The organism is Pseudomonas fragi (genome assembly GCF_900105835.1).
GTDB lineage: Bacteria > Pseudomonadota > Gammaproteobacteria > Pseudomonadales > Pseudomonadaceae > Aquipseudomonas > Aquipseudomonas fragi.
On record NZ_LT629783.1, the window covers coordinates 3,827,094 to 3,852,272 of the forward strand.

A 25,179-nucleotide genomic window follows, 5' to 3' on the forward strand; every position below is an offset into this window, starting at 1 on the left:
AGTGGTCCAGTATTTAAAAGTTGCAGTGCGTCAGACGATCGGTGTCACTGGTTGGCAGGTACTTTAAATAACAAGCTGCTCTATATCGGTTGTGTCTTTATTGTCCATTACTGTTTGGAGATAAATTGTCCGACACTCCAGGCGTTTAAGTTTGTTGCTGGTGGTGCGTGGCAAACTTCCGGGTGCAACGAAGGTGATGGCGTGGGCACCAAATCCAAACTTGTCGCGCAACTGGTTTTGAAGTTGGGTGCGCAGCTCGATTTGAGCCTGTTTCGCGTCAAGCTCGATCATAATCGCCAGGCTTTCGGTTCTCTGCGCTTCGTCGTAGATACCGAAGGCCGCAACGGCATTACCGCCGCTGGCCAATAAAGGGTGTGAGGCAATGACATCTTCAATTTCATGGGGGAAATAATTACTGCCACGGATGATGATCAGTTCTTTCTTGCGGCCGAGTACAAACACATGTTCATCCACTCGATAACCTATATCCCCGGTCGCAAACCAGTCGCCGCTTTGGTACGGCTCGGCCTGGCCTGCGGCGGGTAAATAGCCGGACATGACCGAGGTGCCGCGTATAAAGATTTCGCCTACTTCGCGGTCCTTGGCGTCGGAACGGTCCAGGGCTTTGACGGCAACTTGCATGCCCTCAATCGGCCGGCCCATCGACAGTACGGTTTCTACCCTGCGAGTGTTCTCGTCCGCGCGGCGAGCCTGCCAATGGTCGATCACCGCGCCGGAATCGATACGGTCAGCAATGACGTAGGCGAGCGCCTGCTTGTCGTAATTGAAGTTCGTATTGTGCATGGTCACCGCCAGCGTCGATTCCGCCATGCCGTAACAAGGCTGCAGCGCAGACCGTGAAAGCCCGTGCGGAGCGAATGTCTGTGCAAAGTCCCGCAGGCAAACTTCATCCACCCTTTCGGCGCCGACAAAGATATTGCGCAACTTGTGCAGATCCACCTCTTTCATGGACGCTTCGCGGTAACGGCGAATGCAATACTGCAGGGCGAACGTCGGCGCCGCCGTGGTGGTTGCGCCAAAGCTGGACATGCGCTTGAGCCAGCCCAGCGGGTTGCGAATAAAGCTGGCCGGCTGCATCAACAGCAGGGGTGCCTGGTAATACAGGTTCGACAGAAGCGTCACCAGGCCCATGTCGTGATGCAGCGGCAGCCAGGAAGCAGAGGCGTCGCCGCGCTCGGCACTGTAGCCAACCACACCGCCGATACCGCGCACATTGGCGATGACATTGCGATGGCTGAGGATGGCGGCCTTGGGGCGACCGGTCGAGCCCGACGTCAGTTGCACATGATGGCCGCTGTCTGGTTGGCAGCGTTCCACGCGCACTGGAAACCCTGCGCTGGCAGCGACCCTTACCTCTGCGCTTGAGACCACACGCACAGGCATGCGAGCCAGCAAACTCTGGAGTGCGGGGGTGTTGCTTTCGGATGCGATCAGCAGGCGCGGTGCAAACAACTGACAGGCAACATGTATCTGGTTGCGCGGCGAGTCTGCCATCAGCCTTCCAGGCAGCGCGACGGTGCAAGGCAAGGCGCCAATCAACACGCATCCAGTCAGTAGCAACAAATGATCGATGGATGCCGGCAGGGCAAGAGTAACCAAGTCATTACGAACAACCCCCAGTTCGGTCAGGGCTGAAGAAACAGCCAATGCTTGTTGTGCCAATGCCGCATAGGAAATGCTCTTTTCTTCCCCGTTCTCTTCTATGACAGTAATCTGTCGCAGTGCGCTTTGCTGTGGGTTATCCAGGGCAGACAAAATAGCATCGATCATTGTTTCCAATTTCCGAACTCCGGGAAGTCAGTCAAGTAAGACTGTTAAATGTTACAAATTCAATACAGCACTCGAATGAGCATACAAACCTGTAGTGCCCGGTGTGGCGGGCTCTAGGGGATGAAATAGTGTTTGTAAATATGTCAGGTGAAACTTTCATAATCTTTCATGTTGGTTTGCGATCTGCGGTATTGGCTGGTTTTGAACTGGGTGTGCAGCTGTTTAACGTTCTAAACATTGAGTGCTCCGGGTTGGGTGTTTTGTATTTAAATGGCGTGAGCAGTTGTTTGCTTTTGTAGTACGTGGCGACGTTATAAGTCAGTCGTGCGGTCTTAACTAAGTCTTGGGGTGAGGCAGAATAAACCGAGTTTTAAAGTTTTCGTTTATCGAGGCGCTCGAACTATTTTAATAATAGTGATGCCTGTCACTTATTGAGAGCTTGATTTTCTTCTGGTCGTTTATTGCGGTGCTGAAGGCAGCTTTTTTGATTACACATTTTGTCTGGTTGTGTATGCCAGGGCGGTAACTTCAGTTAGGCCTCGACCGATTATTTCCGGCAGCTGACGTGACATTGACTATGCTGCACTTGATCGAAAACGCAGGCGCGCCCCGTATCGAGCCTAATCCCTTCGATTCGGCTGGCCTGTCAAGGATACTCAGGAGGCCCCCGGGTTTGTTCAAATTCAAAACGTTGATTTTGCTGTTCGTCGTGTTGTTTTCAGGCAACGGCCTGCTCCATGCCGCGCCCACACTGGCTTCCGTGATCAAGGCCGAAGAGGCGGATGGCAAACCGCCTGTTCTGGTTGATGGCGGCCTGCTGGGGGCTTTGGGTGCTGGCATGGATGAGGTTAAGGACAAACTGGGCCTGAGCATGCACCTGCTGGACACCTGGGGGCTGCGTACCGAGCGTGCGGCTGATGAAGTGGGGGCACTGGTCGAGCAGGCATCCAGCCATCCGTCATGGAGCGGGCTGGCCGATTTCTTCCTGTTGTCGGTCATCTGGTTTGGCGCATTTTTCGGGCTGATGTTTGCCGGGCGATGGCTGGCGCGTTATCTGCTCACAACCCGACCGATTGCTGGCAGGCCGCGCATTCAGGCGCTGGTCAAGTATGTGGCGCCGTATATGGTGCCCGCGCTGCTGTCCTTGTTGCTGACCCTGTATGCCAGCCGATTCTTGCAAGACACGCTGGGCCGCTCGTTCGGCCTGAGCCTGACGTATGCCGGCAGCGGCGGGGTGTTTTGCGTGGCGCTGGTGCTGTCCCTCAGCACCTTGTTCGATACGGGGCACAAGCGGCGCGCGGTGCAGATCATTCGCCAGTACTCCAGGCGCCCGCTGTTTTTGATCGGTTTCTCTTCAGCCCTGAGTGATGCGATGGGCAGCCCGCAAATCGCCCGGCAAATTGGTGGCAATATCGCCAGTTGCCTGTCGGTGTTTGCCGGGCTGCTGGCGTGCTGTGTGTTTGCCTGGCTGGTGGTGCGGGTGCGGCGCCCGGTGGCCCACCTGATTCGCAATCGGGCCCTGGCGCAGCGGCTCGGGCAGCCGGCCTTGCAGGAGTCCTTGCGGATTTTTTCGGTGCTCTGGTACTGGCCTGTGCTGCTGATGTTGCTGGTGAGTGCGCGTAATTTGCTGGGGGTGGGCGAGGGCAGTGAACGCGCCTTGCGCAGTGCCTTGCTGACATCGGGCCTGCTGATCGGTACGGTTTTTTTGAGCACGGTGCTGCACCATTCGTTTCGAACCCGAACCCAGCGTGCGGGGGCCTACCAGGAGCGGTTTATAGGCGTGGTCTACGCACTGCTGCGTATTGCCCTGGCCGTGACCTTTATCGAGTTGCTGGCCAAAGTCTGGGGTTTTTCGTTGCTGGCCTTTGCGTCAGACAGCAGTACCGGCAAGGTCATCAGCGACTCACTCGGCCATATCCTGTTGATTCTGCTGGTGACCTGGCTGACCTGGGTGGTGCTCGATACGGCCATTCAACAAGCCCTGGAACCGGCCACCAACCGCCGTGGCAGCCATGAGCCCAGCACGCGGATCAAAACCATCCTGCCGCTGGCGCGCAATGCGATCAAAGTGATTCTGGTGGTGATTTGCACCATCACCACAATGGCCAATCTGGGCGTCAACGTTGCGCCTTTCCTGGCGGGGGCCGGGGTCATCGGCCTGGCCATCGGTTTTGGCTCCCAGCAACTGGTACAGGATGTGATCACCGGGCTGTTTATCATTATTGAAGACACCATCTCGGTCGGCGACTGGGTGGTGATCGACTCCGCCCACGCGGGGACGGTGGAGGGGCTGACCATTCGCACCTTGCGCCTGCGGGATTCGCGTGGCTTTGTCCACTCGGTTCCGTTTGGGCAGATCAAGGCGGTGATCAATCATTCGCGCCAGTTTGCCTATGCCTTTTTCTCAGTGCAGTTCACCTATGACACTGACATGGACAAAGCCACTGCCCTGATCCGCGAGGCCGGCAACCAGATCAGCAACGACCCCTTGCTCAGGCTCAGCCTGCAAGGTTCGCTGACGATTTTCGGGGTCGACAGCATGAACCTCGACGGCGTGACCATCACCGCGCAGTTCCGCACCATGTCCGGGGCGCAGAACACCGTGAGCCGGGCGTTCAACGACCGGCTGAAAAAGCTTGTGGATAAATCGGCGGATGTTCATTTCGCGCAACATTATCCACAGGGGTTTCTGATGCCCGTGCGCGAGACGGAACAAACGCCGCCCGCGCAGGCTTTGGCGCAACGGTCTGGGGTATTACTGACGGATATTCCGCCCGGATCCCAATGAAGGCCTTTTAGCATGAGGCAGTTTGTCAGTGACGTGTGGGCCAGAAACCCGCAAAATGCGGCTATCTTGATTAGGGTCAGCAGCTTTCACGGCTGATTTTCTGGTATACATCACCGTTCTGAATAGACTGAGCCTGCATACTTTATGCGAATGCGCCTTATGTTATTGGGCGGCGGAAATGCCCTCGGGCAGGCGCTGATTCGTCTGGGAGCCGAGGAAGACATCAATTTCCTAGCCCCGCGCCCGCCGCAAGACGGTTGGGACGCCGCGAGCCTCACGCAACTGCTCGATGACACCCGCCCGGATGCGGTCATCAACCTTGCGTACTACTTCGACTGGTTTCAGGCGCAGTCAGTAAGCGAGGCCCGGCTTGCCAGCCAGGAGCGCGCTGTCGAGCGTCTGGCGGAGCTGTGCCAGCACCACAACATCATCTTGTTGCAGCCTTCCAGCTATCGGGTGTTCGATGGCTCGCGGGCGACGGCCTACAGCGAAAAAGACGAACCCGTCCCGCTTGGGTTGCGCGGCCAGGCGTTGTGGCGCATTGAACAAAGTGTTCGGGCCATTTGCCCGCAACATGTACTGCTGCGTTTTGGCTGGCTGCTCGATGACAGCCCCGATGGCACTCTGGGACGGTTCCTGGCCCAGGCCGAGAAGCCGGGCGAGTTGCTGATGGCCGATGACCGACGGGGCAACCCGACACCGGTGGATGATGCTGCGCGGGTGATTATCTCGGTACTCAAGCAGCTTGATTGCGCGGCGCCACTGTGGGGCACCTACCACTACGCCGGGCATGAGGCGACAACGCCGCTGGCGCTGGGGCAGGCGATCCTGGCCGAGGCCCGCAACCTGCACCCGCTGGCAATTGAAGCGCCGACACCCCAGGCGCACGCCGCACGGCCCGATGCGGCAGAAGAACCCCAGCACGCGGTGCTGGCCTGCAAAAAAATTCTACACACCTTCGGGATCAAGCCTCGCGCCTGGCGTGCGGCTCTTCCCGCTTTACTGGACAGGTTTTATCGTCATGGCTGATGCCCCCGTTTTAATCACCGGTGGCGCCGGTTTTATCGGCTCCAACCTGGTACCTGCCTTATTGGCCAATGGCCATTGCGTGCGTATTCTCGACGACCTTTCGACAGGCAAGCGCAGCAACCTGCCGCTGGATAATCCCAAGGTCGAGTTGATTGAGGGTGATGTCGCCGATGCAACCGTGGTGGCCAAGGCCATGGCCGGCTGCAGCGCAGTGGTTCATCTGGCGGCGGTCGCTTCGGTGCAAGCCTCGGTGGATGATCCTGTACGCACCCACCAAAGCAACTTTATCGGTACCCTTAACGTGTGCGAAGCCATGCGTGAAGCAGGCGTCAAACGTGTTGTCTTTGCATCCAGTGCGGCTGTGTATGGCAATAACGGTGAAGGCGAGTCGATAGTCGAAGACACTCCCAAAGCACCGTTGACGCCTTATGCGTCCGACAAGCTGGCCAGCGAGTACTACCTGGACTTCTACCGCCGCCAGCACGGTCTTGAACCTGTGATTTTCCGCTTTTTCAACATCTATGGCCCACATCAGGATCCGTCATCGCCGTACTCTGGCGTTATCAGCATTTTTTGCGAACGAGCAGAAAAAGGCCTGCCGATCACCATTTTTGGCGATGGCGAGCAAACTCGCGATTTCATGTATGTGGGCGATCTGGTCAAGATTCTGGTGCAAGCCGTCGAGACCGATAAAGCTGAAGAGGGTGCGATCAACGTTGGCTTGAACAAGGCCACGACACTCAACCAGATGCTTGCGGCACTGAGCGAAGTCGTCGGCGAGTTGCCGCCGATCAGCCACGGCCCGGCCCGTTCGGGCGACATTCGCCATTCGCGTGCCGACAACAGCCGTCTGTTGCAGCGCTTCACATTGGGTGAAACCACACCAATGAGTGTCGGGCTGGCGCGCCTGCTAGGCCGCTAATAACCGCCCGCCCACAAAAAAGGCGCCTTTCAAAGGCGCCTTTTTTTATGATTGCCGGGTTTAGAACTTGTAGCCCAGGCCAACCATGTAGACCCACGGATCGACGTCTACGTTGACCTTGGCACGGGTGCCCGGCGCAACGGCGTTGTTTTCCACGGTGGCACGGGTATCGATATCGATATAGCGTGCCTGGGCGTTGATCATGATGTTGTCGGTCAGCATGTAGTCAGCACCCAGCTGCCAGGCCATGCCCCACGAGTTTTTTGCCTTGAAGTTGTCGAAACCTTCGGCGCTGGCGCGGCTGCCGACGTGCTCGTCGTAGATCCAAGTGTAGTTGATACCGGCACCGACATAAGGCTGGAATACCGACTTGGAGTCCAGCGGGTAGTACACAACGCTCAGGGTTGGCGGCAAGTGCTTGAGGGTACCCAGTTTGCCGTTGGCGGCTGCCAGGCCGGTGCCCTTGAGTTTGACGTCATGCTCAAACGGTGTGGCTGCCAGCAGTTCGATACCCACATGGTCGGTGATCATGTAGGCGAAGTTGAGACCCAATTGCGTGTCGCTGCTCATGGTTGCCTTGCCACCCAGGTCGGCACCCGCCAGCGGGCCCTGATCAACCTTGACGCTGGAGCTGTCGGCCTTCGGGTTTACCGTGATGGCACCGGCACGCACGATGATGTCGCCTTCCGTGTGTGCGTGGGCCAGAGGGGCGACGACGGCGAGCGCAAGGGCGGCTGCGCTGAGCAAAGACTTGTGCATGGGAGCTCCATTGGGATATTTAAAATTTATATAACCAATGGTAATGAGCGCCCCGGCCTGTCCAGTTGACCCAGCTCAATGAAAACGTGAAGTTGTGAAAAATTCGTTAATTGCCAAGAGCGCCCTCACCCCAACCCTCTCCCGGAGGGAGAGGGGGCTGATTGGGGGCGTTGCGCAAACCTGCTTTTGCTTTTAGTCCCCTCTCCCTCTGGGAGAGGGCCAGGGTGAGGGGCCTTTGGGTTTACTCAGGCAGTTCGTACACCACGATCCGCTGAGCATCCATCTGATACCCCGCATCCGCCAGTTCGCTGGTGCTTGGCTTGACCTGCAGTGCCCCGACGATCCAGTACGGCTGGTACAGCTCGTCGAGCTTGACCCCCTCTTTACTGGTCACATGCACGATCTGATTCGACGGCGGTGGCGGCACATGGATGCAGGCGCCGAAGTAGGGCACCAGCAAAAAGTCGGTGGTACGCCCGTCTTCGCTGACTTCAAGGGGCACGATATACCCCGGCAAACGAATCAACTGGCCATCCAGCGCCGGGACCACCGGCGCATTGGGCAAGTCCTGTTTGGCTGCCGGAGCGGCTTCCATGCTGCCCATCTGCGACAGGTCGTGCAGCGGCGTCATGTCCGGTGCTTCAGGCGGTGCATCCGCCGGGATCATCTCCGACCAGGTCAGCTCCTTGGGTTCGGCCGCCCACAGCGGGGTCGCAACCAGCAGTAACAGCGCCAGCAGCGCGCGGGACATTGCAGACCTTTTCATAGACTCAAGCTCATAAACGAATGGACAGACCATCGGCCAGCGATTGTCGGTAGGCGCGCCATGCCGGCACGCAGCCCATCAGCAGGGCTGCAGCCAGAATACCGCCGAGCAGGGTCCATTCATATTCACTTGGCCATGCCAGCGGCAAATACAGGCCGTAATTGGATTGCACATAGCCTTGAGCAACGGCAATGCATACATACAGCAACCCTACGCCTGCGATCACCCCGGCCAATGCCAGCGCCAGGGCTTCGAAAATCAGCAGGGTGGCGATATGCCAGGGCCGGGCGCCCACGGAACGCAGAATCGCCATCTCCCGGCGACGTTCATTAAGGCTGGTCAGGATGGCCGTGAGCATGCCGATCAACCCGGTCAGCACCACAAACAGCGACACCACAAACAGCGCTTTTTCAGCGGTGCTCATCAGGCTCCACAGCTCCTGCAGGGCCACGCCGGGCAAAATCGCCATCATCGGCTCACCGCGGAAGTCATTGATCTCCCGTTGCAGGGCAAAGGTCGAAATCTTGCTGTTCAGGCCCAGCATAAACGCGGTGATGGCCTGGGGCGTGAGGTCCATATTACGGGCCTGGTCGGCGCTGACACGCCCGGCACCGTGGGCTGGCACACCGTTATGCCAGTCGATATGGATCGCTTCCATGCCGCCCAGGCTGATATGCAGCGTGCGATCTACCGGGGTGCCGGTGCGCGCGAGAATGCCGACCACGGTAAACGGTTTGTCATCGTGCTTGACCAGGCTGATCGCTGCCACGCCGTGAGCCAGCACCAGCTTGTCGCCCAGTTTGTAATGCAGGGCCTCGGCGACTTCGGCGCCCAGCACCACCTCGAATGGATCAGTGGCAAAAGGGCGGCCGCTGGCCAGCTTGAGGTTTTGCTTGCGGCCGTACTGGTAGTGCTCGAAATACGCTTCGCTGGTGCCCATCACCCGATAACCGCGATGCGAGTCGCCCAGGGACATGGGGATCGCCCATTTCACCTTGGGGTTGTTGGCGAAGTGTTCAAAGCTGTCCCAACGAATATTGTTGGTGGCATTGCCGATGCGAAACACCGAATACAGTAGCAGATTGACCGAGCCCGAACGGGCGCCGACGATCAGGTCGGTGCCGCTGATGGTGCTGGCAAAACTGGCGCGGGCTTCGGTGCGCACCCGCTCGACGGCCAGCAGCAGGCATACCGACAGGGCAATGGCGAAAGCGGTCAGCAGTGCGGTAAAGCGACGGTTGGCCAGGCTGGCCAGCGCTAGACGAAACAGATACATCTCAGACCTCTACCGACAGGGCGGCGCGATTGAGTTCAGACAGCGACAGGTTACGGTCGAATAAAGGCGCCAGGCTTTGATCATGGCTGACAAACAGCAAGCTGGCGCCTGCCTCGCGGCATTCGGCAAACAGCAACTGGATAAAGGCTTCGCGAGCATCGGCATCGAGGGCTGAGGTGGGCTCGTCGGCAATCACCAGTTCGGGCTGGCCGATCAGGGCACGGGCGGCGGCCACACGCTGTTGTTGGCCGATGGACAGCGAATCGGCGCGACGCTCCAGCAGCGCCGGGTCTTTGAGGCCCAGATGCGCGAGCAGGGTTTGCGCGGCGTTATCCACACTGCCATGGCGTTGCACGGCGCGGCTGGCACGCAGCCTGGAGAAGTGGCAAGGCAGTTCAACGTTTTCGCGTACCGACAAAAACGGCAGCAGATTGAACTGCTGAAATATGTAACCGGTGTGATCAACCCGGAAGCGGTCGCGGGCGCCTGAACCCAGCTCCCCCAACTCCTGACCCAGCAGGCGGATGGTGCCGCTGTTGGCTTTTTGCACGCCGCCCAGCAGGCCCAGCAAAGTAGTTTTGCCACTGCCACTGGGGCCTTTGAGAAACAGGGTTTCACCCGGCTCCAGGCGAAACGCCGGAATATCCAGCAGCACGGGGTGGCCCGGCCAGCTGAAGCTCAGGTCGCTCAGTTCGATAAGTGCTTGGGTCATGGGGGGGAGAATCGCCTGGGAGTGGGGGAATACTGTCTGTGGGAGCGGGCTTGCTCGCGATTCAGACGCTGCGGTCTGTCAGGCACACCGAGGTGATGTCATCGCGGGCAAGCCCGCTCCCACAGGGGGAGGCAGGTGTTTAAAACTTCAGCGTAGGTGCCTTGGCCGTCACTTCCACCGCTTGCTGGCCACTTGGGCCTATCAGTTGCACCTTGAATTTATGCGTGCCCGGGAATGTCTTGAAAAACTGCGACAGATCCAGCGTTTTCAAAGCGTCCGGCGTGCTGCAGGTAAACGCATAGTGGGCTTCGATATCGCTGTGATGGTGCTCGCCCTTGGCGCTGCCTTCTTCAGGTGCCGGGTCGAACAGCGGGCTTTTCAGTTCCTGGGCCTCGGCAGTGCAACCGGCGGCCTTGGGAATGCTGAACAGCACCAGCGGGTTTTCCAGTTGCTTGCGCGCCGACTCGACCTTGGCCTTGTCTGCCTCAGTAGTGGCCACATGCTCAAAACCCACCAGGTTGATCGACGGACCGTCCAGGTCCAGTTCCAGGGTCTGACCGTCCAGCGCGACATTCAAACTGCCCACGCCATGCTCGTGGGGTGGCAGGCTGTCGTGCTCATGGTCGTGAGCGTCGGCGGCATGAGCCATCGCCAGCGGCAACAAGGCAAACGGCAAAGCAAGAAGCAAACGGCGCATGGGAGGACTCCGGCAAGAAATGTGAAAATTTTGTTATGTGATCTTATAACAAGTATGCCGAGAGTTTGCCCGTGTGCTTGGCGTTACGCAAGACGCATGGGAGCATGGCGAGATGAAAATTGAGGAGCACGACGATGGTGCGCATTCGCGGAACAATAGGCGACTGGCCGGTGGATTTGACGGTGGAGCTGGATGACAGCGATTGGGCGAAGCTGGGCGCGCAGTTGCCTGTGGCTGATGCACCGGTGAGCCAGCCGGCTGCCAGGCCCGTGAACCAGGATGATGCCGTGTGGGAAGCCACCAAGGACTTGCTGCGCAAGGCCGGGCAAATGACCGGGCCTGAGTTGCTGGGGCAGCTTGAAGCACTGGCCGGCAGCACAGGCGCAGGCAAACGCCTGTTGGTGCGCTTGCGCCATTGTGCCGAGGTGAAAGTGGTCAGCGGGGCTGACTCACCGATCTATAGCTGGGTTGACGGGGCGTAACAAAAAACCTGTAGCAGCTGACGAGCAACGCGAGGCTGCGTTCGGCGGCGAAGCCGTCGTAAACCCGGCAAGCGCGATATAACTGAAACACCAAGGCTGAATGGTTTTACGACGGCTTCGCCGCCGGACGCAGCCTCGTCCCTCGGCAGCTGCTACAGATATGTATCGGCGTTTAGTACAGCGCAGCAAACAGCTTGCGGCGGTAGGTGGTGACCAGCGGGTGATCATTGCCCAGCAGGTCGAACACTTGCAGCAGGGTCTTGTGGGTAATGCCTTCGTTGTAGCTGCGGTTGCGGGTAAACAGCTTCAGCAGACCGTCCAGTGCCCCTTCATATTGCTGGCGCGCCAGTTGCTGGATTGCCAGTTGATACGCTGCTTCGTCGTCCTGCGGATTTTGCGCCACGCGGGTCTTCAAGTCGGCTACATCCGGCAGATCAGCTGCCTGGCGCAAGAACGTCAGTTGCGCTTTGGCCCCGGCCAGTTCGGCTTTGTGCTCGTCGCTTTTGACCGCATCGAGTACCGCTTGCGCTTCAGTCAATTCACCACGCTCGGCCAGGCAGCGGCCATACAGGATCAGCGCTTTGGCGTTGCTGTTGTCTTCGGTCAGGATGTTTTTGAGCAGGGCTTCGGCATCGGCAAAGCGGCTTTCGGCAAACAGCGCCTGGGCTTGCACCAGCGGGTCTTCAACCGCGGCTTCGGGCATGACCACGTGAGGCGCGAGCATGGCGCGAATGGCCGACTCAGGCTGGGCTTCCTGGAAACCGTCGACAACTTTGCCGTCTTTGAACAGCACCACGGTGGGCAAGGTCTGTATGCCGATGCGACCCACAATGTCCTGCTCAACGTCGCAGTTGACCTTGGCCAGCAGCAATTCGCCCTGATAATCCTCGGCGATCTGTTCCAGGATCGGCAGCATCACTTTGCACGGTGCGCACCACTCGGCCCAGAAATCCACCAGTACGGGTTGGTCGAAAGACGCCTGGACCACCAGTTTGTCGAAGTCAGCGGAGGTTACGTCGAAGCTGAAAGAGGGCGTAGGCTGATTCATTATGTGTCTCGAAGCAGGTAAATGAAGGCAACTATAAAGGCTGTACCAGGCGGCTGAAAGCGCTTGGCTCACGGCACGCGTGATACAGGCTGACGTTGCGAAATTCGTGGGGCTCGGCCAGGTCGGGCAGGGTCAGTGCCTTGAGCATGGCCAGTTGCCGATAAAGTGGATGCTGGAAGTCGCGCACGCGGGAATCGGCCACCAGGGTTTGTTGCCCGCGGGTGGGGAACTGATCCAGCAATGGCAGGTTTTCACGGTCGTACAGCACGTCAGCCACCAGGATCAGATCGAACCGGTCGGCTTCGGCAAAAAAGTCGCTGGAATAACCCAGTTGCACATCATTGAGTTGCGCATTGGCCCGGCAGGCCGCCAACGCCAGCGGGTCAAGGTCGCAGGCCACCACTTCCAGCGCCCCGGCCCTGGCGGCAGCAATCGCGGCAACGCCGGAGCCGGCACCAAAGTCCAGCACGCGCTTGCCCTTGACCCACTGCGGCTGCTCGGCCAGAAAGCGTGCGAGTGCCAGCCCGCTGGCCCAGCAAAACGCCCAGTAGGGCGGCTCGTAGAGAATGCGCCGGGTCTCGTCGGGGGTGAAAGCGCGATCCATGTTGTGCGCATCGATCAGCCAGAGCTTGAGCGCAGTACCGGGCAAGTCGGTGGCCACCAGCCGCGCATCACCCAGCAACTCGCTCAACGACTGCTGCAGGCCAAGCGGTGTATTCATGGTGCCTTGACGAAAGCCAGGGTACCCAGTGCCTGGGTGGTGGGTTGATTGATGATGCGTGAGGGCAAATGCAGGATCAATTGCCCGGACTGGCTGGCGCGGCCGCGCAGCTCGACGCGCATGCCGGTCGGGAAGGCTTGCGGGTTGAAACGCAGCTTGAAGGGCAGGGCCTGGTTGTTGCCGAGAATCTTGCTGCTGGCCATCAGCCCCTGGGGGCGGCCACGGTCGTCGACGATCAGCATGGCCAACTCCACCTCGGCGCCTGCCGGTACGCCCGTCAATACGCCGCTCAACTCGCGCTGATAGGACGGCAGCGGACCGAGGTCGGCCGGGGCGTCGGTTTTGGGCTGCGCCAGCACTTGGGGCTGTGCCGATTTAGGTGGCTCACTGCTACAAGCCACCAGCAAACTGGCAAGGCACAGCAAAACAAGCGTTCGTAGCGGCATACACGGCTCCAGCGGCAGGTCAGTCGGTGTATCAGATGGTTTAAAACATAGTAGCCCGTCTGTATACCGTAAAGCCTATGGCTTGTCTTGCCAGTGGGATGCGCTAACATGGCGCTCCCCATTTTTGTTGGCTGCCACCATGCACTGTCCCTTCTGCGGTGCCAACGACACTAAAGTCATCGACTCGCGTCTGGTCGCCGAGGGCGATCAGGTGCGTCGCCGGCGCGAATGCCTGGCCTGTGGTGAGCGTTTCACCACCTTTGAAACAGCCGAGTTGGTACTACCCCGCCTGATCAAGCAAGACGGCAGTCGTCAGCCCTTTGACGAAGAAAAACTGCGCGCTGGCATGCAGCGTGCGCTGGAAAAGCGCCCGGTGAGTGTCGAGCGCCTTGAAGCCGCGCTGGCCCGGATCAAGCACAAGCTGCGCGCCACCGGCGAACGCGAAGTCAAGTCGCTGGTTGTTGGTGAACTGGTCATGGGCGAGCTGCAAAAGCTCGACGAAGTGGCCTATATCCGCTTTGCCTCGGTCTATCGACGCTTCCAGGACTTGAACGAGTTCCGCGAAGAGATCGACCGCCTTGCCCGTGAGCCTTCCAAAGAATGACCCAGTCCACTGAACAATCGATTTTAGACACCCATTACATGGCACGCGCCATCGAACTGGCGCGCAACGGCCTGTACACCACCCACCCCAACCCGCGGGTCGGTTGTGTGATCGTGCGTGACGGGCAGATCGTCGGCGAAGGCTGGCATGTGCGCACCGGCGAGCCCCATGCCGAAGTCCACGCCTTGCGCGCGGCGGGCGAGCTGGCCCGGGGTGCCACGGCCTATGTCACTCTCGAACCGTGCAGCCATCACGGGCATACCCCGCCGTGCGCCGAAGGGCTGATCACGGCAGGCGTGGCACGGGTGGTCGCGGCCATGCAGGACCCCAACCCCGAAGTTGCCGGGCGCGGCCTCAAGCGCCTGGCCGATGCCGGCATTGAAGTGCGCAGCGGTGTGCTCGAAGCCGATGCCCGGGCGTTGAACCCGGGTTTCCTCAAGCGCATGGAACACGGCCTGCCGTTTGTGCGGGTGAAAATGGCCATGAGCCTTGATGGACGCACGGCGATGGCCAATGGCGAAAGCCAGTGGATCACCGGGCCTGAAGCGCGCTCTGCAGTGCAGCGTCTGCGGGCGCAGGCCAGCGTGGTGCTGACCGGTGCGGATACCGTGCTGGCCGATGGCGCCCGCCTGACCGTGCGCGGCCCCGAGCTGGGCCTGAGCCCCGAGCTGACAGCGTTGGCGCTCAGCCGCCCGCCATTGCGGGTGCTGATCGACGGGCGCCTGCGGGTGCCGCTGGATGCGCCGTTTTTCAAGGCCGGGCCAGCGCTGGTTGCCACCTGCGTGCCGCCTGCCGAGCAATACCGCACCGGGCCGGAGTGCCTGGTGATCCACGGCGCCAACGGCCAGGTCGACCTGCGCAAGCTGCTGCAGGCGCTGGCTGCGCGTGGCGTCAACGAAGTGCTGGTAGAGGCCGGGCCGCGTCTGGCGGGGGCTTTTGCCGAGCAGGGGCTGGTCGACGAATACCAGATTTTTGTCGCCGCCAAGTTTTTGGGCTCTACGGCGCGGCCATTGCTGGAGCTGCCGCTGACCCATATGAGCGAAGCGCCATTGCTCAAGATCACGGAAATGCGCGCAGTGGGCGATGACTGGCGAGTCACAGCCATACCTGTGCCATCAGCCAGCGTATAATTCTCAGCCTTCGTTTCAAACAGGCTTTGTTCTCAAGGGGAACGACATGTTTACCGGCATTATTGAATCCATCGGCAGCATCCGTGCATTGACCCCCAAGGGCGGTGATGTGCGCGTTTCCATCGACACCGGCAAGCTCGACCTGAGCGACGTCAAACTCGGTGACAGTATCGCGATCAACGGCGTGTGCCTGACCGCCGTCGAGCTGCCGGGCAACGGCTTTGCCGCGGACGTCAGCCGCGAGACCCTCGATTGCACCGCCTTCAACGACCTCAAGAGCGGCAGCCGGGTCAACCTGGAAAAAGCCCTGACCCCCACCACCCGCCTGGGCGGTCATCTGGTCAGCGGCCACGTCGATGGCGTGGGCGAAGTGATCTCCCGTGAAGAGAACGCTCGCGCGATCGAATTCCGCATCCGCGCGCCCAAGGAACTGGCCAAGTACATCGCCCATAAAGGCTCGATCACCGTCGATGGCACCAGCCTGACCGTGAACGCGGTCAATGGCGCCGAGTTCTCGCTGACCATCATCCCGCACACCCTGAGCGAAACCATCATGGGCGACTACCGCCCGGGTCGCCGGGTTAACCTTGAAGTTGATTTGCTGGCGCGCTACCTGGAGCGTCTGCTGCTGGGCGACAAAGCCGCCGAGCCGACTTCGGGTGGTATCAGCGAAAGCTTCCTGGCCGCCAACGGCTTCCTCAAATCCTGACGTAAGGGGGTGCCGCGTGGCGCTCAACAGCATCGAAGAACTGGTTGAAGACATCCGCCAAGGCAAGATGGTCATCCTTATGGATGACGAAGACCGCGAGAACGAAGGCGACCTGATCATGGCCGCCGAGTGCTGCAAGGCCGAGCACATCAACTTCATGGCGCGTTTCGCCCGTGGCCTGATCTGCATGCCGATGAGCCGCGAGCGCTGCGAACTGCTCAAGTTGCCATTAATGGCGCCGCGCAACGGCTCCGGCTTTGGCACCAAGTTCACCGTGTCGATCGAAGCCGCCACCGGCGTCACCACCGGCATCTCGGCCGCCGACCGTGCCCGCACCGTGCAAGCGGCCGCTGCCAAGGATGCCAAGGCCGAAGACATCGTCAGCCCGGGCCATATCTTCCCGCTGATGGCCCAGGCGGGCGGCACCCTGGCCCGCGCCGGCCACACCGAGGCTGCCTGCGACCTGGCGCGCATGGCCGGGTTCGAGCCCAGCGGCGTGATCTGCGAAGTGATGAACGACGACGGCACCATGGCCCGTCGCCCTGAGCTGGAAACCTTCGCCGCCGAGCACGGCATCAAGATCGGCACCATCGCCGACCTGATCCACTACCGCATGATCCACGAACGTACCGTTCAGCGGATTGCCGAGCAGCCACTGGACAGCGAACTGGGCCAATTCAATTTGGTGACCTATCGTGATTCAGTCGAAGGCGATGTGCACATGGCACTGACCCTGGGCAAGATCTGCGCCGAAGAACCGACCCTGGTGCGTGTACACAACATGGACCCGCTGCGCGACCTGCTGATGGTCAAGCAGCCCGGCCGCTGGAGCCTGCGCGCCGCCATGAGCGCGGTGGCAGAGGCGGGCAGCGGTGTGGTGCTGTTGCTCGGGCACCCGCTGGACGGCGATGTATTGCTGGCCAATATCCGCGAAACCGCGGACCACGCACCGGCAAAAAAACCGACCACCTACAGCATCGTCGGTGCCGGTTCGCAGATCCTGCGTGACCTCGGTGTGCGCAAAATGCGCCTGATGAGTTCACCAATGAAGTTCAATGCCATATCCGGTTTCGATCTGGAAGTTGTAGAATACGTGCCCTCCGAATAAAGACCGGTCGTGTCCAGTCCGAATTCGTGGCCCAATATCCTAAAGAGCGCATGCAAATGCGCTCTGGCTCTTTAATACGAGACATACCGAATGACCCTGAAGACCATCGAAGGTACCTTCATCGCCCCCAAAGGTCGCTACGCACTCGTAGTTGGCCGTTTCAACAGCTTTGTCGTCGAAAGCCTGGTGAGTGGTGCCGTTGATGCCCTGGTTCGCCACGGTGTGAACGAAAGCGACATCACCATCGTCCGTGCCCCTGGCGCGTTCGAAATCCCGCTGGTTGCGCAAAAAGTTGCCCAGCGCAACGAGTTCGCTGCCATCATCGCCCTGGGCGCCGTGATTCGTGGCGGTACCCCGCACTTCGAATACGTGGCCGGCGAGTGCACCAAGGGCCTGTCCCAGGTGTCCATGCAGTTCGGCGTACCGGTTGCATTCGGCGTGCTGACGGTTGATTCGATCGAGCAAGCCATCGAGCGTTCCGGCACCAAAGCCGGCAACAAAGGCGCTGAAGCTGCCTTGTCCGCCCTTGAAATGGTCAGCCTGTTGGCACAGTTGGAGGCCAAGTGATTTCCGACGAAAGCGATCGTTTCAACCCGCGCGATCCAAAACCTGCGGACGCTGGCAAGCCATCCAAGAGCGCCAAGCGCCGTGAAGCGCGTCAACTCGCGACTCAGGCCCTGTACCAGTGGCACATGGCCAAGCAATCGTTGAACGAAATCGAAGCGCAGTTCCGCGTCGATAACGACTTCACCGACGTTGACGCTGCCTACTTCCGTGAAATCCTGCACGGCGTGCCTGCGCACAAAGGCGAGATCGATGCGGCCCTGGTTCCGTGCCTGGACATCACCATCGAAGAACTCGACCCGGTTGAGCTGTCGGTGCTGCGCCTGTCCACCTGGGAACTGATCAAGCGTGTCGACGTGCCTTACCGCGTTGTGATCAACGAAGGTATCGAGCTGGCCAAGGTTTTCGGTTCCACCGACGGCCACAAGTTCGTCAACGGTGTGCTCGACAAACTGGCTCCGCGCCTGCGTGAAGCTGAAGTAAAGGCTTACAAGCGCTAAACCGCGCTGTCGGCCATGGGCGAGTTTGAGCTGATCCGCAACTTCTTCGCTGCCGCGCCCTGTGCGCAGGGCGGCGAGGGTGTTGCCCTGGGTATTGGCGACGACTGCGCCCTGCTGGATGTTCCCTTCGGGGAACAGCTGGCGATTTCCACCGACACCCTGGTAGCCGGGGTGCACTTCGCAGATCCTTGCGACCCTTTCCTGCTCGGTCAGCGCTCGCTGGCGGTGGCGGCCAGCGATCTGGCGGCCATGGGCGCAACCCCTCTCGCATTTACCCTTGCCTTGACCCTGCCGACGTTCGACGCCGACTGGCTGCAAGCCTATGCTCGCGGTTTGAACCTGATGGCTCAGACCTGTGGCCTGCGCCTGATTGGTGGTGATACCACGCGTGGGCCGTTGTGCCTGACCCTTACCGTGTTTGGCCGGGTTCCCGCGGGCCGTGCCCTGACCCGCAGCGGCGCACGCCCCGGTGACCTGTTGTGTGTGGGGGGCGAGTTGGGCAATGCCGCCGGGGCGTTACCGCTGGTGTTGGGCCAACGCAGTGCGCAACCCATGATCAGCGAACCGTTGCTGGCTCATTACTGGTCGCCGCAACCGCAGCTGGCGCTGGGCCAGGCCCTGCGCGGCAAGGCCACCTCGGCGCTGGATATCTCCGATGGCCTGCTGGCCGATTGCGGGCATATCGCGACGGCATCCGGGGTGGGCCTGGTAGTTGAGCTCGACCGGGTGCCGGTGTCGCTGGCGCTGGAAGAATTTCTGGGTGAGGCGGGGGCGCAACAGGCTGCATTGAGCGGCGGTGATGACTATGTACTGGCGTTTACCTTGCCAGCCGTTGAATTGCCGACCCTGCTGGCCGATGGTTGGCCGATCCATGTGGTTGGTCGCGTGGTTGCAGGGCAGGGCGTAACGCTGCTGGATGACGAAGGTCGGGACATTACCCCGGCAGTTCGCGGCTATCAGCATTTTCGTGCGTGATCCCGTGGGAGCGGGCTTGCTCGCGATGGCATCACCGCGTTAAGCCTGATACACCGCATCGTCTGTTTCGCGAGCAAGCCCGCTCCCACGGGGCCTGTGTGTGCCATAAGTCATCAAACTTTTAGATATTTATCCTCGGTAATTCAGCCTAAGCGTCTCCAGGAACCTCCTGTTACAATGTCGCCTTTGCGAATTTCCAGTACTCAAACTGATCAGGAGCACACGGTGCCCGTCGTTTTCGTTGCCGCTTGCAAATTACCCACACCCTTTGCCGAATTCACCATGCATGGCTTCCTTGAGAAGGCCACGGGTCGTGAACACGTTGTGCTCAGTCTGGGCGACGTGGCGGATGGCGCGCCAGTTCTGGGCCGGGTGCACTCCGAATGCCTGACTGGCGATGCCCTGTTCAGCCAGCGTTGCGACTGCGGCTCACAGCTTGAAGCCGCCTTGCAGGCCATTGCCCGTGAAGGCCGTGGCGTCTTGCTGTACCTGCGTCAGGAAGGCCGTGGCATCGGTTTGCTCAACAAGATCCGCGCCTACGAGCTGCAAGACGGCGGTGCCGATACCGTTGAAGCCAACGAGCGCCTGGGCTTTGCTGCCGACCAGCGCGACTACGCCATCTGCCTGCCAATGCTGGAGCACGTTGGCGTGCATTCACTGCGCCTGATGACCAACAACCCGCGTAAGGTCAAAGCCTTGACCGACATGGGCATCACCGTGGCCGAGCGTGTGCCGTTGCACACCGGGCACAACCCGCACAACAAGCTGTACCTGGCGACCAAAGCCAACAAGCTCGGGCACATGATGGGCAACCAGCATCAGAACGAGGCTGACCCGGCATGACCCGTGGCCAGCGTCGTCGGCGCCTGAGTTTCAGTTGGTGGCAGCAACTGCTGCTGACCCTGCTGCCGCTGGTGCTGGTCACCTGGCTTTTCGGCAAGTCCGAGCCGCTGCTGCCTGAGCTGGCGATGCCGTTGTTTATCGCGGGCGTTGCATCGATGTTCGTCACGTTGCGCACGTTCGGGCCTTACAAACATGGCCTGATCAACCTGCAAAAAGCCCTCGATACCGCGCAAGAGCCAGCCGCCTGGGATGAGCTGGCGCGTGCGCGTCAGCGTGCCTTGCTGGCGGCGGGCCTGCCCACCTGGATCGCTACCCTGGCGGTGTTTGTCGGGCTTGAAGGGGTGCCGCTCTTGCTGCTGGTGCTGTCAACGCTGGTGTTGTTTTACCTCTATCGCATTCCTCGCCAGGTCGGTTGATGCGCGTCTGGCTGGCGGCATTACTGCTGACCGTCGGCATGCCTTCACTGGCGGCCTCTCGTGTCGTCAGTCTGTCTCCGGCCTTATCCGAAATGGTGGTTGAACTGGGCGCCGCCGATTTGCTGGTGGGGCGTCTGGAGGCGGGCGAACACTTGCCTGAGCTTGCCAGCGTGCCTTCAGTGGGCCGTTACGGGCAACTGGACATGGAGCGCCTGCTCAGCCTGCAACCTGACCTGCTGTTGCTCTGGCCGGGCAGTGTGGGCGCTGCCCAGCGTGAACAACTGCGCCGTCTGAATATCCCCACCTACACAGCCGAACCGGCAAGCCTCGACCAGCTGGCCGATCAGGTTGAAGCACTGGCGATGGCCTTGAACCGGCCCGAGCGTGGCCAGGCACTGGCGGCGCAACTGCGCCAACGCCTGGCGCAATTGCGCGAGCAATACCGGCGCGACCCGCCACTGCGGGCGTTCTATCAGGTGTGGGACCAGCCGCTGTACACCCTCGGCGGCGGGCAAATCATCAGCGATGCGCTGGCGGTGTGCGGGGCCAGCAATGTGTTTGATGACCTTACGCTGCCGGCGCCGCAGGTCAGTATCGAGGCCGTGTTGCAGCGTAATCCCGAGGTGATCATTGCCAGTACCCAAGCGCAGCTGGATGCCTGGAAGGCCTGGCCGCAGCTTGACGCGGTCAAGCATGGGCGTTTGCTGCTGTTGGTCGACAAGGGCCTGGAACGCCCGAGCGGGCAGATGCTGGAAGCAACGGCAAAGCTGTGTGAGCAACTGGCGTCACCCTGATCCCCCCTGTGGGAGCGGGCTTGCTCGCGATGCAGGCGGTGCGGAGTTTCAGGTAAGTCGCGGTGATGCTATCGCGAGCAAGCCCGCTCCCACAGGTTTAGAACGTCGGGGTCCAGGTGATGGCCAACTGCAAGCTGCGTCGCTCTTCGCGGTAGCCGTAGTAGTTGCCGTCATAGCTGTAGAGCGCGCGGGTGAAAGTCTTGTCCAGCAGGTTGTCGACTTTCACGTCCAGGCGCACTTCGGGGCTGGCCTGCCAGTTGCTGCGCAACCCCAGCACCGCGTAACCGGCTATAGGCTGCTGGTTGTTTTCATCATTGAAACTGTTGCTCACCGCTTGCCAGCTGGCTCCCACGCCCAGCCTGTCAAATTGCCGATCCAGATCCAGGCTCAAGGTCCGGCGTGCGCGGCGGCTCAGGGTATGGCCGGTGTCGCGATCGCGCGGGTCGATAATCGCAAGGCCCAGGCTGCTCTGCCAGCCGAACCACTCTTGCTGCAAAGCGCTTTCGAAACCGGTGATTTGCGCCGCGCCGATGTTCTGCTGGATAAAGTCGGCATCGGCCACAATCGCGTCGCGAATATCGGTGCGATACAGCGAAGTTTCCAGGCGACTGGTTTCACTTAGCTGACTGCGCCATTGCAGCTCATAGCTTTTCGAATATTCCGGCTTGAGATCGGGATTACCGAATTGCGGGTAGTACAAGTCATTGAACGTTGGTGCGCGAAACCCTTCGCTGTATGTCAGTAAAACGTCGTTGTCGGCGTTCAGCGGCACAGTCAGGCTGGCGCTCCAGGTGTTGTGGCTGCCAAATTGCTGGTTCTGGTCGTGACGCAGGCCCAGCTCGGTCGAGAAGTACTCACCGTGGAAGCGGTGCTGGATAAATCCGGCGCGATTCCAGCGGCTGTCTTCCTCGAAAACGGTGCTGCTGCGTACACGGTCTTCATAGGCATCGGTGCCGAGGATCAGGCTGTTCTGATCGTCCAGCGTCAGGTTGTTTTGCCAGTTCAGCGAGTCGCGATAGGTATTGAAGCTGTAAATATCGGTGCTGAGCTTGTCCCGGGTTTTTTCGCGGTTTTCGCTGTGGCCAAACTCCAGTCGCGAGTTCCAGTGCTCATTGAGCTGAGCGTCGATAAAGCTGGCAACGCTGCTGATATCGAAATCGCTGTAAAGCTGCTGGCCACTGACGGTAAACGTGTCCGGGTCCCAGCGCCCGAACGAATTGTCGAGTTCGGTCTTGCCGATGTTCTTCAGCGCCGACACGCCGACTTCAAGGTCATCGCTCAGCGAGTGGCTCAGGTTCAGGCTCAATGACTTGTTGCGATAGGCATCGTGGTCGCTGTCGCTGGGGAAGGACTCGTGGGTGCGGTTGATCCCGGCAGTCTGCTCCAGGCTGGCGCTCAGGTTGTAGCGTGTTTGCGTATTGCCACCGGAGATGCCCAGGCTGTTATCGGAGCTGCCATAACTGCCCAGCGCACTGTGAACCCGAAGCTGTGGCGCCTGATCGGCGCCGCGGCGGGTGAAGATCTGAATCACCCCGCCAATGGCATCGCTGCCATAGATCACCGAGCGCGAGCCGCGTAGCACTTCTACGCGCTCGATCTGGTCCATGGCCAGGTACTGCAGGTTGCTGTCGGCCGAGGTGGCATTGGCCATGCGCTGGCCATCGACCAGCACCAGGCTTTGCGCCGACTTGGTGCCGCGGATGTAAATCCCTGGCAGGCCGCCACGCCCGCCGCTGCGCGCCACTTGCACGCCCGGCACCCGGCCCAGCAGGTCGGTCAGGCTGGTGGGTTGCAGACGGTCGATATCATCGCGGGTGAATACGCTGCTGGCGCTGCTGCTGTCCGAGCGTGCCTCGACCTGGCGGTTGCCGGTGATCAGGGTTTGCGGGAGTTTGAGCGCTTCTTCGCGTTCCAGGGAGTCGGCGAGTACAGGGCTGGCGGGCATGCAGCCCAGAATCAGGGCAATGCGAAGGTGTTTCATAGGGGATCTACAGGACTTGAGGCAAGCTCGAAATCCGTAGCAGCTGCCGTAGGCTGCGTCCGGTGGCGCAGCCGCCGCAAACCCATACGCCTCGGTGTATCGGTCATACCGAGGGGTCAGGGTTTACGATGGCTTCGCCACCGGACGCAGCCTGCGGCAGCTGCTACGAGTTGGTGATGTCTCTTTACAGCCCCAGCAGTGCCATGCGCTGGCGCACCGAGGCTTCGATGCCGGCAGCGTCCAGGCCGCACTCGGCCAGCATCTGGCTCGGCTTGGCGTGCTCGACGTATACGTCCGGCAAGCCCAGGTGCAGTACCGACTTGAGCACGTTTTCACGGGCCAGGAACTCGCTGACGCCTGCGCCTGCGCCACCCATGATGGCGTTTTCTTCGATGGTCACCAGCAGCTCATGGCTGGCAGCCATTTCGCGAACCAGTTCTTCATCCATCGGTTTGACGAAGCGCATGTCGACCACGGTGGCGTCGATTTTCTCAGCCACTTGCAGCGCTTCGGCCAGTTGCACGCCGAATACCAGCATGGCGACTTTCGAACCCTGGCGACGAATCACGCCCTTGCCGATTTCCAGCGGCTCGAGGTTTTTTTCGATCGCTGCATTCGGCCCGGTACCACGCGGGTAACGCACGGCCGCCGGGCCGTTGTAGAGGTGGCCGGTGGTGAGCATTTTGCGCAGTTCGTTCTCGTCGCTCGGGGTCATGATGACCATGCCCGGAATGCAACGCAGGTACGACAGGTCGTAACTGCCAGCGTGGGTCGGGCCGTCTTCGCCCACCAGGCCCGCACGGTCGATGGCAAACAGCACGTCCAGATTTTGCACGGCTACGTCATGCACCAACTGGTCGTAGCCGCGTTGCAGGAATGTCGAATAGATCGCCACTACCGGCTTGGAACCTTCGCATGCCATGCCGGCCGCAAAGGTCACCGCGTGTTGCTCGGCAATCGCCACGTCGAAGTAGCGCTTTGGATAACGCTCGCTGAAAGCGATCAGGTCCGAGCCTTCTTTCATGGCCGGGGTGATGCCTACCAGGCGCTCATCGGCCGCAGCCATGTCGCACAACCATTCGCCGAACACAGCTGAGTACTTCGGCCCGGTCGGTGCTTTTGGCGGTGCTTTCGGCGCATTCAACGGCTCAAGCTTGGTGATGGCGTGATAGCCGATCGGGTCCGCTTCGGCCGGGGCGAAGCCTTTGCCTTTTTTGGTGACGATATGCAGGAACTGCGGCCCCTTGAGGTCGCGCATATTGCGTAGCGTTGCGATCAGGGTCGGCAGGTCGTGGCCATCGATCGGGCCGATGTAGTTCCAGCCCAGCTCTTCAAACAGGGTGCCGGGTACCAGCATGCCTTTGGCATATTCTTCGGTACGACGGGCAATTTCCCACGCGCCAGGCAGACGCGAGAGTACCTTCTTGCTGCCTTCGCGCATGCTGGCGTAAGTGCGGCTCGACAGGATCTTGGCCAGGTAATTGGACAAACCCCCGACATTGCGCGAGATCGACATGTCGTTGTCGTTGAGGATAACCAACATGTTGGCATCCACTTCGGGCGCGTGGTTCAGCGCCTCGAAGGCCATGCCGGCAGTCAGGGCGCCATCACCGATAACGGCAATTGCCTTGCGCTCGCTTTTTTGCAGGCGGGCGGCAATGGCCATGCCCAGCGCTGCGCTGATCGAGGTGCTGGAGTGGCCGACGCCAAAGGTGTCGTATTCGCTCTCGGAGCGGCGCGGGAAAGCGGCAATGCCGTCTTTCTGGCGCAAGGTGGCCATCTGCTCGCGACGCCCGGTGAGGATTTTGTGCGGATACGCCTGATGGCCCACGTCCCACACCAGCCGGTCGTCCGGGGTGTCGAACACGTAGTGCAACGCGATGGTCAGCTCAATGACACCCAGGCCGGCACCAAAATGCCCGCCCGTCTGGCCGACGGTATAGAGCAATTCCAGGCGCAACTCATCGGCCAGGGTTTCCAGCTCGGCTTCGGCCAGGCGGCGCAGGCCCGCAGGCGTGCCCGTCCGGTCAAGCAGGGGCGTAGTCGGACGGTTGCGGGGAATCTCTTGAAACGTCGTTGGCATCAGGCGAATCGTTATAGGTATAAGAAGAGGCGGCA

Annotated in this window: 25 protein-coding genes; 14 read left to right on the plus strand and 11 right to left on the minus strand. The window is 60.4% G+C overall.

Annotated elements, in window-relative coordinates; genetic code table 11:
• Positions 1–63: 63 nt before the first annotated feature.
• Positions 64–1,791: an AMP-binding protein gene (locus BLU25_RS17570; protein ID WP_016779211.1), complete on the minus strand. Its 1,728-nt coding sequence runs from the start codon at positions 1,789–1,791 to the stop codon at positions 64–66.
• A 673-nt stretch (positions 1,792–2,464) separates the two neighbouring features.
• Between BLU25_RS17570 and BLU25_RS17575 the strand changes: the two genes are divergently transcribed.
• The 3 genes from BLU25_RS17575 (at position 2,465) to BLU25_RS17585 (ending at position 6,530) form a co-directional block, all read left to right on the plus strand.
• Entirely contained in the window at positions 2,465–4,579 is a 2,115-nt protein-coding gene (locus tag BLU25_RS17575; RefSeq protein WP_083369750.1) for a mechanosensitive ion channel family protein, read from the plus strand.
• Between the two features lie 144 nt (positions 4,580–4,723).
• Positions 4,724–5,608, plus strand: a complete 885-nt coding sequence (locus tag BLU25_RS17580; RefSeq protein WP_029611199.1) for a sugar nucleotide-binding protein — start codon at positions 4,724–4,726, stop codon at positions 5,606–5,608.
• Positions 5,601–6,530, plus strand: a complete 930-nt coding sequence (locus BLU25_RS17585; protein WP_016779214.1) for an NAD-dependent epimerase/dehydratase family protein — start codon at positions 5,601–5,603, stop codon at positions 6,528–6,530. Before BLU25_RS17580 ends, BLU25_RS17585 begins: the two co-directional genes overlap by 8 nt.
• 60 nt (positions 6,531–6,590) lie before the next feature.
• Here BLU25_RS17585 and BLU25_RS17590 read toward each other — a convergent pair whose 3' ends face one another.
• The 5 genes from BLU25_RS17590 to BLU25_RS17610 all read right to left on the minus strand — a co-directional run bounded on the left by BLU25_RS17590 (position 6,591) and on the right by BLU25_RS17610 (position 10,740).
• The gene (locus BLU25_RS17590; protein WP_016779215.1) at positions 6,591–7,289 is read right to left on the minus strand and encodes an OmpW/AlkL family protein; all 699 of its coding nucleotides are present in this window, start codon (positions 7,287–7,289) and stop codon (positions 6,591–6,593) included.
• 241 nt (positions 7,290–7,530) lie between these two features.
• Positions 7,531–8,040 (minus strand): DUF3299 domain-containing protein, encoded by a 510-nt coding sequence (locus BLU25_RS17595; protein WP_016779216.1) that lies wholly within the window; start codon positions 8,038–8,040, stop codon positions 7,531–7,533.
• 25 nt (positions 8,041–8,065) lie between these two features.
• Positions 8,066–9,331, minus strand: a complete 1,266-nt coding sequence (locus tag BLU25_RS17600; RefSeq protein WP_016779217.1) for an ABC transporter permease — start codon at positions 9,329–9,331, stop codon at positions 8,066–8,068.
• 1 nt (position 9,332) lies between these two features.
• Positions 9,333–10,043: an ABC transporter ATP-binding protein gene (locus BLU25_RS17605; RefSeq protein WP_016779218.1), complete on the minus strand. Its 711-nt coding sequence runs from the start codon at positions 10,041–10,043 to the stop codon at positions 9,333–9,335.
• A gap of 139 nt (positions 10,044–10,182) precedes the next feature.
• Complete coding sequence (locus tag BLU25_RS17610) at positions 10,183–10,740, minus strand: DUF2796 domain-containing protein (protein ID WP_016779219.1); 558 nt, start codon at positions 10,738–10,740, stop codon at positions 10,183–10,185.
• Between the two features lie 134 nt (positions 10,741–10,874).
• Here BLU25_RS17610 and BLU25_RS17615 point away from each other — a divergent pair, with 134 nt between their 5' ends.
• Positions 10,875–11,222 (plus strand): hypothetical protein, encoded by a 348-nt coding sequence (locus tag BLU25_RS17615; protein ID WP_016779220.1) that lies wholly within the window; start codon positions 10,875–10,877, stop codon positions 11,220–11,222.
• Between the two features lie 172 nt (positions 11,223–11,394).
• On the opposite strand, the gene trxA is transcribed toward BLU25_RS17615, so the two are convergent.
• Genes trxA through BLU25_RS17630 form a run of 3 tightly spaced genes read right to left on the minus strand, consistent with a single transcriptional unit; the run spans position 11,395 to position 13,437 of the window.
• Positions 11,395–12,270, minus strand: a complete 876-nt coding sequence (gene trxA, locus BLU25_RS17620; protein ID WP_016779221.1) for a thioredoxin — start codon at positions 12,268–12,270, stop codon at positions 11,395–11,397.
• A gap of 31 nt (positions 12,271–12,301) precedes the next feature.
• Positions 12,302–12,991, minus strand: a complete 690-nt coding sequence (locus BLU25_RS17625; RefSeq protein WP_016779222.1) for a class I SAM-dependent methyltransferase — start codon at positions 12,989–12,991, stop codon at positions 12,302–12,304.
• Positions 12,988–13,437: a hypothetical protein gene (locus BLU25_RS17630; protein WP_016779223.1), complete on the minus strand. Its 450-nt coding sequence runs from the start codon at positions 13,435–13,437 to the stop codon at positions 12,988–12,990. The genes BLU25_RS17625 and BLU25_RS17630 overlap by 4 nt, the downstream gene beginning before the upstream one ends.
• Positions 13,438–13,576: 139 nt before the next feature.
• On the opposite strand from BLU25_RS17630, the gene nrdR reads away from it, so the two are divergent.
• The 10 genes from nrdR (at position 13,577) to BLU25_RS17680 (ending at position 21,080) form a co-directional block, all read left to right on the plus strand.
• Positions 13,577–14,041 (plus strand): transcriptional regulator NrdR, encoded by a 465-nt coding sequence (gene nrdR, locus BLU25_RS17635; RefSeq protein ID WP_029611200.1) that lies wholly within the window; start codon positions 13,577–13,579, stop codon positions 14,039–14,041.
• The gene (gene ribD / locus BLU25_RS17640) at positions 14,038–15,171 is read left to right on the plus strand and encodes a bifunctional diaminohydroxyphosphoribosylaminopyrimidine deaminase/5-amino-6-(5-phosphoribosylamino)uracil reductase RibD (protein WP_016779225.1); all 1,134 of its coding nucleotides are present in this window, start codon (positions 14,038–14,040) and stop codon (positions 15,169–15,171) included. The genes nrdR and ribD overlap by 4 nt, the downstream gene beginning before the upstream one ends.
• A 46-nt stretch (positions 15,172–15,217) precedes the next feature.
• Entirely contained in the window at positions 15,218–15,880 is a 663-nt protein-coding gene (locus BLU25_RS17645; protein WP_016779226.1) for a riboflavin synthase, read from the plus strand.
• 16 nt (positions 15,881–15,896) lie between these two features.
• Complete coding sequence (gene ribBA / locus BLU25_RS17650; protein ID WP_016779227.1) at positions 15,897–16,988, plus strand: bifunctional 3,4-dihydroxy-2-butanone-4-phosphate synthase/GTP cyclohydrolase II; 1,092 nt, start codon at positions 15,897–15,899, stop codon at positions 16,986–16,988.
• Between the two features lie 90 nt (positions 16,989–17,078).
• Complete coding sequence (gene ribH / locus BLU25_RS17655) at positions 17,079–17,555, plus strand: 6,7-dimethyl-8-ribityllumazine synthase (protein WP_016779228.1); 477 nt, start codon at positions 17,079–17,081, stop codon at positions 17,553–17,555.
• A complete protein-coding gene (gene nusB, locus BLU25_RS17660; RefSeq protein WP_016779229.1) occupies positions 17,552–18,052 on the plus strand; it encodes a transcription antitermination factor NusB in 501 nt (166 codons plus the stop codon). The genes ribH and nusB overlap by 4 nt, the downstream gene beginning before the upstream one ends.
• Before the next feature lie 15 nt (positions 18,053–18,067).
• On the plus strand, positions 18,068–19,027 hold the full coding sequence (thiL, locus tag BLU25_RS17665; protein WP_016779230.1) for a thiamine-phosphate kinase: 960 nt from the start codon (positions 18,068–18,070) through the stop codon (positions 19,025–19,027).
• 225 nt (positions 19,028–19,252) lie between these two features.
• Positions 19,253–19,870: a GTP cyclohydrolase II gene (gene ribA / locus BLU25_RS17670; protein WP_016779231.1), complete on the plus strand. Its 618-nt coding sequence runs from the start codon at positions 19,253–19,255 to the stop codon at positions 19,868–19,870.
• Entirely contained in the window at positions 19,867–20,286 is a 420-nt protein-coding gene (locus BLU25_RS17675; RefSeq protein ID WP_016779232.1) for a hypothetical protein, read from the plus strand. Before ribA ends, BLU25_RS17675 begins: the two co-directional genes overlap by 4 nt.
• A complete protein-coding gene (locus BLU25_RS17680; protein ID WP_016779233.1) occupies positions 20,286–21,080 on the plus strand; it encodes a cobalamin-binding protein in 795 nt (264 codons plus the stop codon). Before BLU25_RS17675 ends, BLU25_RS17680 begins: the two co-directional genes overlap by 1 nt.
• A gap of 97 nt (positions 21,081–21,177) precedes the next feature.
• On the opposite strand, the gene BLU25_RS17685 is transcribed toward BLU25_RS17680, so the two are convergent.
• Together BLU25_RS17685 and dxs are read right to left on the minus strand one after the other, a co-directional pair.
• Entirely contained in the window at positions 21,178–23,061 is a 1,884-nt protein-coding gene (locus tag BLU25_RS17685; protein WP_016779234.1) for a TonB-dependent receptor domain-containing protein, read from the minus strand.
• A 184-nt stretch (positions 23,062–23,245) separates the two neighbouring features.
• Positions 23,246–25,144 (minus strand): 1-deoxy-D-xylulose-5-phosphate synthase, encoded by a 1,899-nt coding sequence (gene dxs / locus BLU25_RS17690; RefSeq protein ID WP_016779235.1) that lies wholly within the window; start codon positions 25,142–25,144, stop codon positions 23,246–23,248.
• Between the last annotated feature and the right edge of the window lie 35 nt (positions 25,145–25,179).

Excerpts from the sequence above, each read along its gene's own strand:
- BLU25_RS17570 (WP_016779211.1), bottom strand. The coding sequence starts at position 1,791 with ATGATCGATGCTATTTTGTCTGCCCTGGATAACCCACAGCAAAGCGCA.
- BLU25_RS17580 (WP_029611199.1), top strand. The coding sequence starts at position 4,724 with ATGCGAATGCGCCTTATGTTATTGGGCGGCGGAAATGCCCTCGGGCAG.
- BLU25_RS17585 (WP_016779214.1), top strand. The coding sequence starts at position 5,601 with ATGGCTGATGCCCCCGTTTTAATCACCGGTGGCGCCGGTTTTATCGGC.
- BLU25_RS17590 (WP_016779215.1), bottom strand. The coding sequence starts at position 7,289 with ATGCACAAGTCTTTGCTCAGCGCAGCCGCCCTTGCGCTCGCCGTCGTC.
- BLU25_RS17595 (WP_016779216.1), bottom strand. The coding sequence starts at position 8,040 with ATGTCCCGCGCGCTGCTGGCGCTGTTACTGCTGGTTGCGACCCCGCTG.
- BLU25_RS17600 (WP_016779217.1), bottom strand. The coding sequence starts at position 9,331 with ATGTATCTGTTTCGTCTAGCGCTGGCCAGCCTGGCCAACCGTCGCTTT.
- BLU25_RS17605 (WP_016779218.1), bottom strand. The coding sequence starts at position 10,043 with ATGACCCAAGCACTTATCGAACTGAGCGACCTGAGCTTCAGCTGGCCG.
- BLU25_RS17610 (WP_016779219.1), bottom strand. The coding sequence starts at position 10,740 with ATGCGCCGTTTGCTTCTTGCTTTGCCGTTTGCCTTGTTGCCGCTGGCG.
- BLU25_RS17615 (WP_016779220.1), top strand. The coding sequence starts at position 10,875 with ATGGTGCGCATTCGCGGAACAATAGGCGACTGGCCGGTGGATTTGACG.
- trxA (WP_016779221.1), bottom strand. The coding sequence starts at position 12,270 with ATGAATCAGCCTACGCCCTCTTTCAGCTTCGACGTAACCTCCGCTGAC.
- BLU25_RS17625 (WP_016779222.1), bottom strand. The coding sequence starts at position 12,991 with ATGAATACACCGCTTGGCCTGCAGCAGTCGTTGAGCGAGTTGCTGGGT.
- BLU25_RS17630 (WP_016779223.1), bottom strand. The coding sequence starts at position 13,437 with ATGCCGCTACGAACGCTTGTTTTGCTGTGCCTTGCCAGTTTGCTGGTG.
- nrdR (WP_029611200.1), top strand. The coding sequence starts at position 13,577 with ATGCACTGTCCCTTCTGCGGTGCCAACGACACTAAAGTCATCGACTCG.
- ribD (WP_016779225.1), top strand. The coding sequence starts at position 14,038 with ATGACCCAGTCCACTGAACAATCGATTTTAGACACCCATTACATGGCA.
- BLU25_RS17645 (WP_016779226.1), top strand. The coding sequence starts at position 15,218 with ATGTTTACCGGCATTATTGAATCCATCGGCAGCATCCGTGCATTGACC.
- ribH (WP_016779228.1), top strand. The coding sequence starts at position 17,079 with ATGACCCTGAAGACCATCGAAGGTACCTTCATCGCCCCCAAAGGTCGC.
- thiL (WP_016779230.1), top strand. The coding sequence starts at position 18,068 with ATGGGCGAGTTTGAGCTGATCCGCAACTTCTTCGCTGCCGCGCCCTGT.
- BLU25_RS17675 (WP_016779232.1), top strand. The coding sequence starts at position 19,867 with ATGACCCGTGGCCAGCGTCGTCGGCGCCTGAGTTTCAGTTGGTGGCAG.
- BLU25_RS17680 (WP_016779233.1), top strand. The coding sequence starts at position 20,286 with ATGCGCGTCTGGCTGGCGGCATTACTGCTGACCGTCGGCATGCCTTCA.
- BLU25_RS17685 (WP_016779234.1), bottom strand. The coding sequence starts at position 23,061 with ATGAAACACCTTCGCATTGCCCTGATTCTGGGCTGCATGCCCGCCAGC.
- dxs (WP_016779235.1), bottom strand. The coding sequence starts at position 25,144 with ATGCCAACGACGTTTCAAGAGATTCCCCGCAACCGTCCGACTACGCCC.